The following is an 11,429-nucleotide window of genomic DNA, read 5'->3' as shown; positions in this document are numbered from 1 at the left end:
CGGCGCGACCGTGAGGCAGACCTCGTCGACCAGGTCGGCGGCGGTGAGCGCGCCGAACAGCTGCGGCCCGCCCTCGCAGAGCAGCTGGTCGAAGCCGCGGCGGCGCAGCTCGGCGAGGCCGGCGGCGAGGTCGACCCGCTCGCTGCCGCAGCGCACCACGTCGGCCACCTCGGTCAACCGCGGCGGTGCCGACCCTCCGGCGCGGGTGAGCACGACCGGCCGCACCGGGGCGTCGGCGAACGCGGCCTGCGCCGGGTCGAGGTCGAGCGAGCCCGACACGACCACCAGCGTGGGGTACTCGGCCAGGCCGTGCTCGCGGCGCCAGGCCCGGCGCCGCTCGTCGAGCCGGACCGCCCGGTAGCCCTCGTGCCGCAGCGTGCCGGCGGCCACCACCAGCGCGTCGCAGAGCATCCGCAGCAGGCCGAAGACCCGCTTGTCCGGCTCGCCGGAGAGCCCGGCGGAGTAGCCGTCCACGCTGACCGCGCCGTCGACGCTGGCCACGAAGTTCACCCGCAGGCGGGGGTGGTCGGCGCGGCCGTAGAGCGCGGTGAGCGCGGCGTCGTCCAGCGGCTGCGTAGCCGGCGCCGGCCAGAGCGCCGTGATCGGAATTCCGACGCTCATTCGCTGGCCGGACCGGTGACCGGAGGGGTGGGCCGGGGGGTACGGTGCTGGCAGTCGCACCAGTTCCGGCCCGGACAGTCGTCGTGCCGCTTCGCCCGGCACGCTCGGCAGATCATGCTCGCAGCCTATGCCGAGGAGGATGGGACAGCATGCCGCGTCAGATCTTCCAGCTGAGGATTTCGCTGGCCGGGGTCCGGCCGCCGGTCTGGCGCCGGGTGCTCGTGCCCGGCGGCTACACGCTGGACCGGGTGCACCGGGTGGTGCAGCACGGCATGGGTTGGCGGGACTGCCACCTGCACTCGTTCGAGATCGACGGTCGGCAGTACGGCGAGCCCGACCCGGAGGGCGAGTTGGCCCTGCACGACGAGCTGGACGTCCGGCTGGACGCGGTGGTCGGCAAGGGCAGCCGGTTCCACTACACCTACGACTTCGGTGACTGGTGGGAGCACGACCTGGTGGTGGAGGACGCCTTCACCGCCGAGCAGGACGTGCGCTACCCGTCCTGCCTCGACGGTGAGCGGGCCTGCCCGCCGGAGGGCGTCGGCGGCCCGGTGGGCTACCGGGCGCTGGTGGCCGCGCTGGCCGATCCGGGTCATCCGGAGCACCGGTCGATGCGCGACTGGGTCGGCCTCGCCTTCGACCCCGACGCCTTCGACGCCGGTCGGGCCGGCACCCTGCTGCGGCGGTTCTGCTGACCCACCCGGGCCGGCCCACCGCCGCCCCCGCCTGACCGGGCCGGCGATCCGCGCCGTTCCCGCCGATCCTGGCGCCCGCGTCCCACCGGTCGACCGAACGCCCCGGCGGTAACGATCTGGGAACGCTCCCATAGGCCTATTGACACTCCTGACAGCCGCCGGCAATCTCATGGGAGCGCTCCCGTGACGTGTCCCGGATCACTCCGGGCCCGATCTGGTCGACCGCCGGCCCGTCCGGCGCCGGCACGGGCGCACGGCACCCCCACCACACCCAGTCAGCCTCACCACCGAAAAGAGGGGTCACCGATGAGCCTCACCACGCGGCGTACCCGCATGGCGGCCGCCGCCCTGGCCGCGATCACCGCCCTGGGCGGCCTCGCGGCCTGCGGCAAGGACGACGACGCGCCGGCGGCCGGGGAAAAGCCCGCCAAGCTGGTCGTGGACACGTTCGGCGAGTTCGGTTACGACGAAATCATCAAGCAGTACGAGAAGGACACCGGGATCAAGGTTGAGCTGCGCAAGACCGCCCAGCTCAACGAGTACCGGCCGAAGATCGTCCGGGCGCTGGCCACCGGCAAGGGCGCGGCCGACGTCATCGGCCTCGAAGAGGGCATCCTCAACGAGTTCAAGGCCAACCCGGCCAACTGGGTCGACCTCGCTCCGCTGGTCGGCGACCACAGCAAGGACTACCTGCCCTGGAAGTACGAGCTGGGCAAGGCGCCGGACGGCCGGCTGATGGGCCTGCCCACCGACGTCGGCAGCCTCGCCGTCTGCTACCGCCGCGACCTCTTCCAGGCCGCCAAGCTGCCGGTCGAGCGGGACCAGGTGGCCGCGCTCTGGCCGGACTGGAACGGCTTCATCGAGACCGGCAAGAAGTACCGCGCCGCCACCGGCAAGGGGCTGCTCGACTCGGTCACCACCGCCGCCAGCGCGGTGATGTTCCAGCAGGGCGGTGACCTCTTCTACGACAAGCAGGACGCCGTCGTCGCCGAGAGCAGCGCGGCGGTGAAGGCCTCCTGGGACACCGGGGTCGCGATGGCCGACGCCAACATCACCGCCGAGACGGCCACCTGGTCGCCGGAGTGGTCGGCCGGCTTCAAGCAGGGCACCTTCGCGGCGACCTTCTGCCCCTCCTGGATGCTCGGCATCGTTGCGGACAACTCCGGCCCCGAGAACAAGGGCAAGTGGGACGTCGCCCCGGTGCCCGGCGGCGCCGGCAACTGGGGTGGCTCGTGGCTGTCCGTGCCGCAGCAGAGCAAGTACCCGAAGGGGGCGGCGAAGCTCGCCGAGTACCTGACCAACGCGCAGAGCCAGGTGGCGGCGTTCAAGCTCAAGGGCCCGCTGCCGACCAACCTGGAGGCGCTGAAGAACCCCGAGTTCCTCGCCTACACCAACGAGTACTTCAACAACGCCCCGACCGGCAAGATCTTCGGTGACAGCGTCGCCAAGATCCAGCCGCTGCACCTCGGGCCGAAGCACCAGGCGGTGAAGGAGAACGCCTTCGAGCCGGCGCTGCGGTCGTACGAGAACGGTCAGTCCCCCAAGGACAAGGCCTGGGAGCAGTTCACCAAGGACGCCAAGACGCAGGGCGCCTTCTGACCCCACCTCGTCGCCAGGTGGCGCCCGGGTCCCAACCCGGGCGCCACCGGTGGCGTCCCGTTCCGCGTACCACCGCCTGCGCGCCGGCGCGCCCACCCGCGCCGGCGTGGGGAAAGGACCCCGCATGAGCCTCTCTGCCACGACGACGCCGCCGTCACCCGCCGCACCGCCACCCCGCCCGCCCACCCGGCGACGCTCCCGCGCCCACACGCTGACCCGCCTGGACCTGAAGTACTCGCCGTACCTCTACATCGCGCCGTTCTTCGTGATCTTCGGCATCTTCGGGCTCTACCCGATGCTGCGGACCGCCTGGATGTCCCTGCACAACTGGAACCTGATCGGCGACCGCAGCTTCATCGGGCTCGACAACTACACCGCGCTCGTCTCCGACGAGTACTTTTGGAACGCCACGATGAACACCTTCGGGATCTTCCTGCTGGCGACGATCCCGCAGCTGCTCATCGCCCTGTTCCTGGCCAACCTGCTCAACCGCACTTTCCTGCGCGCCCGGACGTTGTTCCGGATGGCGATCTTCATGCCGAACGTGGTGTCGGTGGCCGCCGTGGCGATCGTCTTCGGCATGCTCTTCCAGCGCGACTTCGGTGTGATTAACTGGCTGCTCGGCTTCGTCGGCGTCGGCCCGGTCGACTGGGACGCCGAGCGGTGGAGCTCCTGGACCGCCATCGCCTCCATGGTCAACTGGCGCTGGACCGGCTACAACACGCTGATCCTGCTCGCCGGCATGCAGGCCATCCCGCGTGACCTCTACGAGGCGGCGGCCCTCGACGGCGCCAGCCAGTGGAAGCAGTTCTGGCGGATCACCCTGCCGATGCTCACCCCGACCTTCGTCTTCGTGGTCATCCTCTCCACCATCGGCGGGCTCCAGCTCTTCACCGAGCCGCTGGTCTTCGCCAACGGCAACATCATCGGCGGCGACCAGCGCGAGTTCCAGACCCTGGCGATGTACATGTACGAGCTGGGCATCGAGAACCTGAACACCGCCGGCTACGGCGCCGCGGTCGCCTGGGCGATGTTCCTGATGATCGCGTTCGTCTCGCTGGTGAACTTCCTGCTCGTCCGGCGCACGGTGAAGTGAGGAGAGACCCGTGAACTCGGCTTCCCGGCGCCTGTGGCGCACCAGCCCGCTGACCTACGTCGCACTCGTCCTGGCGACTCTCTTCTCCATATACCCCTTCTACTACATGATCGTCATCGCCACCCGCAGCCTCGACTCGATCAACGACGTGCCGCCCCCGGCCACCCCCGGCGGCTCGTTCGGCGACAACGTCGGCCGGGTGCTCGACAACGACGCGGCGAACTTCCTCACCGGCCTGCTCAACTCGGTGATCGTCTCCGCGGTGGTGACGGTCTCCGTGGTCGTCACCGGCTCGCTGGCCGGCTTCGCCTTCGCCAAGCTGCGCTTCCGGGGCCGCAACGTCCTGCTGCTGGCGATCATCGTGACCATGATGATCCCCACCCAGCTCGGGCTCATCCCGCTCTGGGGCATGGTCCAGGACCTCAACTGGTACGACACCCTCTACGCGGTGACGGTGCCCTTCCTGGTCAGCGCGTTCGGCGTGTTCATGATGCGCCAGTACGCCACCCAGGCGATCTCCGACGAGCTGATCGAGGCGGGCCGGGTGGACGGGGCGAGCACGTTCCGGATCTACTGGAACATCGTGCTGCCCGCGCTGCGCCCGGCCGCCGCCGTGCTCGGCCTGCTGACCTTCATGGAGACCTGGAACTCGTTCCTGTGGCCGTACGCGGTGCTCACCCCGGAGAACCCGACGCTCCAGGTCTCCCTGGCCTTCCTGTCATACGCCTACTACACCGACTACTCCCAGGTGTTCGCCGCCACCGCCATCGGTACCGTTCCGTTGGTCATCGTGTTCGTTCTGTTCGGCCGCCAGATCATCGGCGGGATCATGGAAGGTGCCGTCAAGTCGTGAGCAACCCCGCCAGCCCGCCCGCCGTCGACGTACTCGACGAGCGCTCGCCGCTGACCTTTCCACCCGGCTTCCTCTGGGGCGCCGCCACCGCCGCGTACCAGATCGAGGGGGCCGCGGCCGAGGGCGGCCGGACCCCGTCGATCTGGGACACCTTCAGCCACACACCCGGCCGGGTGGTCGCCGGGCACACCGGCGACGTCGCCTGCGACCACTACCACCGGCTCGGCCCCGACGTCGCGCTGATGGCGGAGCTGGGGCTGAAGTCGTACCGGTTCTCGGTTTCCTGGCCCCGGGTGCAGCCCGGCGGCTCCGGCCCCGCCAACGCCGAGGGGCTGGACTTCTACCGGCGGCTCGTCGACGAGCTGCTGGCGCACGGGATCGAGCCGTGGCTGACCCTCTACCACTGGGACCTGCCCCAGCCGCTGGAGGACGCCGGCGGCTGGCCGGCCCGGGACACCGCCGCGCGGTTCGCCGACTACACCACGCTGGTGGCCGACGCGCTGGGCGACCGGGTGCGCTACTGGACCACCCTCAACGAGCCGTGGTGCTCGGCGTTCCTCGGCTACGGCTCGGGCGTGCACGCGCCGGGCCGCTCCGACGGGGCGGACGCGGTCCGCGCCGGGCACCACCTGATGCTCGGTCACGGCCTCGGCGTGCAGGCGCTGCGCGCCGCCCGGCCGACCGCCGAGGTGGGGGTGACGGTCAACCTCTACCCGGTCACCCCGGCCTCCGAGGCGCCCGCCGACGTCGACGCCGCCCGGCGCATCGACGGGCTGGCCAACCGGTTCTTCCTCGACCCGCTGCTGCGCGGGTCATACCCGGCGGACCTGATGGCGGACCTGGCCGAGGTCACCGACTTCGGGCACGTGCGCGACGGTGACCTGGCGGTGATCTCCACCCCGCTGGACCTGGTCGGGGTCAACTACTACAGCCGGCACGTGGTCGCCGCCCCGGTCGAGGGCGCCGAGCCGGAGGCGTACTGGCGGGCGCCGTCGTGCTGGCCGGGCAGCGAGGACGTCCGCTTCGTCACCCGGGGCGTCCCGGTCACCGACATGGACTGGGAGATCGACGCGCCCGGCCTGGTGGAGACGCTGCGCCGGGTGCACGAGGAGTACACCGACCTGCCCCTCTACGTCACCGAGAACGGCTCGGCCTTCGTCGACGCGGTGGTCGACGGCCGGGTCGACGACGTCGACCGGCTGGCCTACTTCGACGCCCACCTGCGGGCCGCGCACGAGGCGATCGAGGCCGGGGTGCCCCTGCGCGGATACTTCGCCTGGTCGCTGATGGATAATTTCGAATGGGCCTGGGGCTACACCAAGCGGTTCGGCATGATCTACGTCGACTACGACAGCCAGGTCCGCATCCCCAAGTCCAGCGCCAGGTGGTACGCCGAGGTGATCCGACGCAACGGTCTGGCCGCACAATAGGCTCGGGCCAGCCATCAGGGCGGTCCTGGTGTCCATCCCCGGCGGGTGGCACCGGGTCCGCCCGACGTCGGAGGAGCAGACGATGACAACGCAGCGCACCCGGTCGCTCGGGCGCCCGACCCTCGACGCGGTCGCCGCCCGCGCCGGCGTCGGCCGCGGCACGGTCTCCCGCGTGGTCAACGGCTCGCCCCAGGTGAGCCCCGAGGCCCGGGCCGCGGTGCAGCAGGCCATCGCCGAGCTGGGGTACGTGCCGAACCGGGCCGCCCGCGCCCTGGTCACCCAGCGCACCGACTCGATCGCCCTGGTCGTCTCCGAGTCCGGCGACCGGGTCTTCACCGAGCCGTTCTTCGCCGGCATCGTCCGGGGGGTCAGCTCCGGGCTGCTGGAGACCCCGCTGCAGCTCTGGCTCGCCATGGTGCAGTCCCCCATCGAGCGGGAGCGGGTCGAGCACCACCTGACCAACCAGCACGTCGACGGGGTGCTGCTGCTGTCGCTGCACGACTCCGACCCGCTGCCCACCCTGCTGGAGGAGCGCGGGCTGCCCACCGTGCTCGGCGGCCGGCCGGCGCGGATGCTGCAACCCGGCGCGCAGCCGGCGTACTTCGTCGACGTGGACAACGTCGGCGGCGCCCGGCACGCCGTGGAGTACCTCGCCGGCCGGGGGCGGCGGCGCATCGCCACCATCGCCGGCCCGCAGGACATGGGCGCCGGCCTGGCCCGGTTGACCGGCTACAAGGAGGCGGTCAAGGCCACCGGGGGCGGGGTCAACCCCGACCTGATCGCGTACGGGGACTTCAGCGAGGGCAGCGGGGCGGCCGGGATGCGCCGGCTGCTGGAGGTCTGCCCCGACCTCGACGCGGTCTTCGTCGCCTCCGACCTGATGGCGTTCGGCGCGCTCCGTACGCTGCGCGAGGCGGGGCGCCGGGTGCCGGAGGACGTGGCCGTGATCGGCTTCGACGACGCCCCGATCGCCCGGCAGGCCGAACCGCCGCTGACCACGGTCTTCCAGCCGGTGGAGGAGATGGGCCGGCAGATGGCCCGCCTGCTGGTCTCCCGCATCCGCGGCGACGACCTCCCGTCCCCCCACATCCTCCTGGACACCCAACTCATCGAACGCACCTCCGCCTGACGGGCGCATCGGCGTGGGCCCGGCCGGCCGGGAACGGTGAGCCGGGCGGGGAGCCGGAGCGTGCCGTCAGGCGGGGGTGCTCCAGCGGCGGAGTTCGCGCTTGGCGAGGGAGGAGCGGTGCACCTCGTCGGGGCCGTCGGCCAGCCGCAGGGTGCGGGCCTGGGCCCAGAGGGCGGCCAGCGGGGTGTCCTGGCTGACGCCGGCGCCGCCGTAGCCCTGGATGGCCTTGTCGATCACCCACTCGGCCATCGCCGGCGTGGCGATCTTGATGGCCTGGATCTCGGTGTGCGCGCCCTTGTTGCCGACCGTGTCCATCAGCCAGGCGGTCTTGAGCACCAGCAGCCGGGCCTGCTCGATGCGCACCCGCGACTCGGCGATCCACTCGCGGACCACGCCCTGCTCGGCGAGGGGGCGGCCGAAGGCGATCCGCCCGTTGGCCCGCCGGCAGAGCAGCTCCAGGGCCCGCTCGGCCATCCCAACCAGCCGCATGCAGTGGTGGATCCGCCCCGGGCCGAGCCGCGCCTGGGCGATGGCGAAGCCGGCGCCCTCGGCCCCGACCAGGTTCTCCGCCGGCACCCGGACATCGGTGAAGTCGATCTCGGCGTGCCCGCCGTGCGGGGCGTCGCTGTAGCCGAACACCGTCATGCCCCGGCGCACCGTCACACCAGGGGTGTCCCGGGGCACCAGGATCATGCTCTGCTGGCGGTGCCGGTCGGCGTCCGGGTCGGTCTTGCCCATCACGATGAAGATCTCGCAGCGCGGGTCCATCGCCCCGGACGACCACCACTTGCGGCCGTTGACCACGTAGTGGCCGCCGTCGCGGGTGATCCGGGTGGCGATGTTGGTGGCGTCGGAGGACGCGACCTCCGGCTCGGTCATGCAGAACGCCGAGCGGATCTCACCCTCCAGCAGCGGACGCAGCCAGCGCTCCCGCTGCGCCGCCGAGCCGAACTCGGCGAGCAGCTCCATGTTGCCGGTGTCCGGCGCGGCGCAGTTGACCGCCTCCGGGGCCAGGTGCGGGCTGCGCCCGGTCAGCTCGGCGAGCGGAGCGTACTGGAGGTTGGTGAGCCCGGCGCCGTAGCGCGGGTCGGGCAGGAAGAGGTTCCACAGGCCGCGCTTGCGCGCCTCGGCCTTGAGCTCCGCCAGCACGGGTGGGCGGGACCAGGGGTCACCGGCGGCGGCCACCTGCTCGGCGTGCACCGCCTCGGCCGGGTAGACGTGCTCATCGAGGAACGCGGTCAGCTCGGCGCGCAGCTGCTCGGTCCGGGCGTCGTACGCGAAATCCATCACTTCTCCCTGACCGCGTGCAGTCCGTGCTCGACCAGCGGCGCCACCATGTCGCCGATCCGGTCGAACCCCTCGCCGAGGGTCTGCCCCAGCGTGTGCCGGTAGTGGATGCCCTCGCAGATCACCGCGAGCTTGAAGCAGCCCAACGCGACGTGCCAGTGCAGCGGGCCGACGTCGACGTCGCTGCGGCCGGCGTACCGCGCGATCAGCTCCGATCCAGTGGGGAAACCGGCGCGCGGGCCGAGCCCGTCGGCGACCGGGTTGCCGGCGGCGGCATCGCTGTCGCCGAGCACGTCCCAGTAGGTCAGCAGCAGCCCGAGGTCGGCCAGCGGGTCGCCGAGGGTGGCCATCTCCCAGTCGAGCACCGCCCGGACCGCCACCGGGTCGACGATGGCGAGGAGGTTGTCCAGCCGGTAGTCGCCGTGCACGATCCGGCCGGCGTTGGCGCCCTCGGGCACGGTGTCGGCGAGCAGGTCGCGCAGCTCGTCGATGCCGGGCAGCGGCCGGCTGCGGGAGCGGTCGAGCTGCCCGGCCCAGCGGCGCACCTGCCGGGCGAGGTAGCCCTCCGGCCGACCGAAGTCGGCCAGCCCGACCGACCCCGGCTCGACGGCGTGCAGGGCGGCCAGGGTGTCCATCATCGCCATCGCCAGCTCCCGCCGCTGCCCGGCGGTCAGCGGGTCGGTCTGCGCGCGGCTGCGGAACACCTCACCCCGCACCCGTTCCATCAGGTAGAAGGGCGCGCCGATCACGTCGGGGTCCGTGCAGAGCAGCAACGCCCGCGGCACCGGCACGTCGGTCGGCGCGAGGGCGGAGATCACCGTGTGTTCGCGGGCCATGTCGTGCGCGGTCGCCAGCACGTGCCCGAGCGGCGGGCGGCGCAGCACCACCTCGTGCTCACCGGCGCGCAGCAGGTAGGTGAGGTTCGACCTGCCGCCGGCGATGAGCCGGGCCCGCAGCGGCCCGCCGGCCAGCTCGGGCCGGTGCGCCGCGAGGTACGTCGCCAGCCGGTCGAGGTCGAGCCCTCGGGGGGTGGCGGTCGGGGCGTGCGCGTCGACGGCCGGCTCGGTCATCCGAATAGTTGATGGCACCTCCGTCATGTTGTCAAGGTCGGATTTTGCCCCCGGGACATGCCACTGCAACGGGGACGAAATGGTCACCGGGCAGGCTGGTGCCCAGCCTGCCGGCCCCTGGTGCCGGCCCGCCGAGCGGAGGGTTCAGACATGTTGCTGCGAGTTCGGGTCACCCTGCCGGACCGTCCGGGCACGCTCGGTCAGGTCGCGCGCACCATGGGCGTGTCCGGTGCGGACATCGTCCAGGTGGTCGTCCTGGAGCGGCTCGGCGGCCGCGCGGTGGACGACTTCACGGTGGTCTGGCCCGGCGCGGCGCGGGTCGAGCGGCTGCTGGCCGGTCTGGCGGCGATCCCCGGTGTGCGGGTGGACGGAGTGTGGCGGGCGATCGGCGCGCCCACCACCACCGGACAGGACGCCGAACTGCTGGCCCAGGTCGCGGCGAACCCGGTCGAAGGGGTCGCCACGCTGGTCGACGCGGTGCCCGGGCTGCTCGCCGCCGACTGGGCGGTCGCCGCGGTGGTGCCGCTCGACTGGGCGTCCCGGACGGGGGAGTGCGGGGAGGCGACCGTCGGGCACGCGAGCTGGCAGGCGCCCGTACCGGCGCGGTTGCCGGAGGTGACCCCGCTGCGCGCCCGGTCGATGACCACGACCGACGGCGACCACTTCGCGGTCGCGCCGTTCGGCCGGGCCGGCCTGGTGCTGGTGGTGGCGCGGGAGCACACCGACACGCTCGCCGCGGCGAATTTCCACTCGACCGAGGTGGACCGGCTCGCGCAGCTGGTCCGGGCCGCCGCGGTGATCCTCGGCGACCGGCTCGACCTGGTCGGGGCGCCCCCGGTCACCACCTGAGGGCCGGTCGGGGGACCGGCCGGTGTGGCGCAGGTCGCGGTGGCGCGATCCGAGCCTTCACCCCGGGGCAACCGGCACGCAACAGCCACCGGCGAGCCTTCTACGGGGGAAGGGAGTCAACCATGACGCTGTGGCGGATCAGGGCCACCGTGGACGACCGGCCGGGCTACCTGTCGGTCCTCACGGCGAGCCTCGCGTTGCGTGGGGTCAACATCCTCACCGTGCAGGTGCACACCACCGAACGGGGTGCGGTCGACGATTTCCTCGTCGACGCGCCCGACACGATCGACGAAGCCGACCTCCTCGCCGCCGTGGAGCGGGGCCGGGGCCGGGACTGCTGGGTCGCGCGCAGCGAGGCGCGCGGGCTGGCCGACCAGCCCACCCGGGTGATCGGGCTGGCCAACCGGCTGGTGCGGGACCCGGACGCGACCGGGGAGGCGCTGCGGGCCCTGCTCGGGGCGGACACGGTCAGCTGGCACCCGGCGCCGGCCGGTGCCGGCGGCGGGATCAGCGACACCACCATGCTGCTGGCCGACCCGGGTGGCGGGTCGTACGCGCTGCGCCGCGCCGCGCCGGACTTCACGCCGGCCGAGTACGCCCGGGCCCAGGCCCTGGTCGGGCTGGCGGCCACCGTCGCGCGCCGGGCCGCCGAGCAGATCACCCTGGTCCTGCCGGACGGCGCCGAGGCGGGGGTACGACCGGCGAGCGCCGACGACCTGCCGGGCGTGGTGGAGCTGCACGAGCGGTGCTCGCCGCGCAGCCGGTACCGCCGTTACCTGGGCGGGGCGGCGCTCCCGCCA

At 72.5% G+C, this 11,429-nt stretch carries 11 protein-coding genes; 8 read left to right on the top strand and 3 right to left on the bottom strand.

The genetic code is table 11. From position 1 onward, the window contains the following. Positions 1 to 621, bottom strand: a 621-nt coding sequence (locus NCC78_RS19675; RefSeq protein WP_250796149.1) for a pyrimidine reductase family protein, incomplete at its 3' end; no start/stop codon positions are given. A gap of 149 nt (positions 622 to 770) precedes the next feature. Between NCC78_RS19675 and NCC78_RS19670 the strand changes: the two genes are divergently transcribed. The 6 genes from NCC78_RS19670 to NCC78_RS19645 all read left to right on the top strand — a co-directional run bounded on the left by NCC78_RS19670 (position 771) and on the right by NCC78_RS19645 (position 7,423). After that, positions 771 to 1,316 carry a plasmid pRiA4b ORF-3 family protein gene (locus tag NCC78_RS19670; RefSeq protein ID WP_250796148.1) on the top strand — a complete coding sequence of 182 codons (546 nt, stop codon included), beginning with the start codon at positions 771 to 773 and terminating at the stop codon, positions 1,314 to 1,316. A 306-nt stretch (positions 1,317 to 1,622) separates the two neighbouring features. Beyond that, the gene (locus NCC78_RS19665) at positions 1,623 to 2,915 is read left to right on the top strand and encodes an ABC transporter substrate-binding protein (RefSeq protein WP_250796147.1); all 1,293 of its coding nucleotides are present in this window, start codon (positions 1,623 to 1,625) and stop codon (positions 2,913 to 2,915) included. 124 nt (positions 2,916 to 3,039) lie between these two features. After that, positions 3,040 to 4,011, top strand: a complete 972-nt coding sequence (locus NCC78_RS19660; protein ID WP_250796146.1) for a carbohydrate ABC transporter permease — start codon at positions 3,040 to 3,042, stop codon at positions 4,009 to 4,011. Positions 4,012 to 4,021: 10 nt separating this feature from the next. Then, positions 4,022 to 4,864, top strand: a complete 843-nt coding sequence (locus tag NCC78_RS19655) for a carbohydrate ABC transporter permease (RefSeq protein WP_250796145.1) — start codon at positions 4,022 to 4,024, stop codon at positions 4,862 to 4,864. Next, positions 4,861 to 6,294: a GH1 family beta-glucosidase gene (locus NCC78_RS19650; protein WP_250796144.1), complete on the top strand. Its 1,434-nt coding sequence runs from the start codon at positions 4,861 to 4,863 to the stop codon at positions 6,292 to 6,294. The genes NCC78_RS19655 and NCC78_RS19650 overlap by 4 nt, the downstream gene beginning before the upstream one ends. A gap of 82 nt (positions 6,295 to 6,376) precedes the next feature. Then, positions 6,377 to 7,423 carry a LacI family DNA-binding transcriptional regulator gene (locus tag NCC78_RS19645; RefSeq protein ID WP_250796143.1) on the top strand — a complete coding sequence of 349 codons (1,047 nt, stop codon included), beginning with the start codon at positions 6,377 to 6,379 and terminating at the stop codon, positions 7,421 to 7,423. A 66-nt stretch (positions 7,424 to 7,489) separates the two neighbouring features. Here the strand turns inward: NCC78_RS19645 and NCC78_RS19640 are convergent, their stop codons facing one another. Both NCC78_RS19640 and NCC78_RS19635 read right to left on the bottom strand, forming a co-directional pair. Beyond that, positions 7,490 to 8,710 carry an acyl-CoA dehydrogenase family protein gene (locus NCC78_RS19640; protein ID WP_250796141.1) on the bottom strand — a complete coding sequence of 407 codons (1,221 nt, stop codon included), beginning with the start codon at positions 8,708 to 8,710 and terminating at the stop codon, positions 7,490 to 7,492. Then, complete coding sequence (locus NCC78_RS19635; protein ID WP_250796140.1) at positions 8,710 to 9,780, bottom strand: phosphotransferase family protein; 1,071 nt, start codon at positions 9,778 to 9,780, stop codon at positions 8,710 to 8,712. The genes NCC78_RS19640 and NCC78_RS19635 overlap by 1 nt, the downstream gene beginning before the upstream one ends. A gap of 150 nt (positions 9,781 to 9,930) precedes the next feature. Between NCC78_RS19635 and NCC78_RS19630 the strand changes: the two genes are divergently transcribed. Both NCC78_RS19630 and NCC78_RS19625 read left to right on the top strand, forming a co-directional pair. Further along, positions 9,931 to 10,629, top strand: coding sequence for an ACT domain-containing protein (locus NCC78_RS19630; protein WP_250796139.1), 699 nt, complete (start codon positions 9,931 to 9,933; stop codon positions 10,627 to 10,629). Positions 10,630 to 10,751: 122 nt separating this feature from the next. Continuing rightward, positions 10,752 to 11,429 (top strand): ACT domain-containing protein (locus NCC78_RS19625; protein ID WP_250796137.1); only part of this gene is annotated, 678 nt, incomplete at its 3' end.

This window comes from Micromonospora phytophila (genome assembly GCF_023656545.1).
In the GTDB taxonomy this organism is placed as follows: Bacteria; Actinomycetota; Actinomycetes; order Mycobacteriales; family Micromonosporaceae; genus Micromonospora; species Micromonospora phytophila.
Note: the sequence above shows the minus strand (reverse complement) of the source record. Positions and strands in the feature narration are given on the sequence as shown.

Coding starts and splice junctions, on each gene's coding strand:
- NCC78_RS19670 (WP_250796148.1), top strand. CDS start 771: ATGCCGCGTCAGATCTTCCAGCTGAGGATTTCGCTGGCCGGGGTCCGG.
- NCC78_RS19665 (WP_250796147.1), top strand. CDS start 1,623: ATGAGCCTCACCACGCGGCGTACCCGCATGGCGGCCGCCGCCCTGGCC.
- NCC78_RS19660 (WP_250796146.1), top strand. CDS start 3,040: ATGAGCCTCTCTGCCACGACGACGCCGCCGTCACCCGCCGCACCGCCA.
- NCC78_RS19645 (WP_250796143.1), top strand. CDS start 6,377: ATGACAACGCAGCGCACCCGGTCGCTCGGGCGCCCGACCCTCGACGCG.
- NCC78_RS19640 (WP_250796141.1), bottom strand. CDS start 8,710: ATGGATTTCGCGTACGACGCCCGGACCGAGCAGCTGCGCGCCGAGCTG.
- NCC78_RS19635 (WP_250796140.1), bottom strand. CDS start 9,780: ATGACCGAGCCGGCCGTCGACGCGCACGCCCCGACCGCCACCCCCCGA.
- NCC78_RS19630 (WP_250796139.1), top strand. CDS start 9,931: ATGTTGCTGCGAGTTCGGGTCACCCTGCCGGACCGTCCGGGCACGCTC.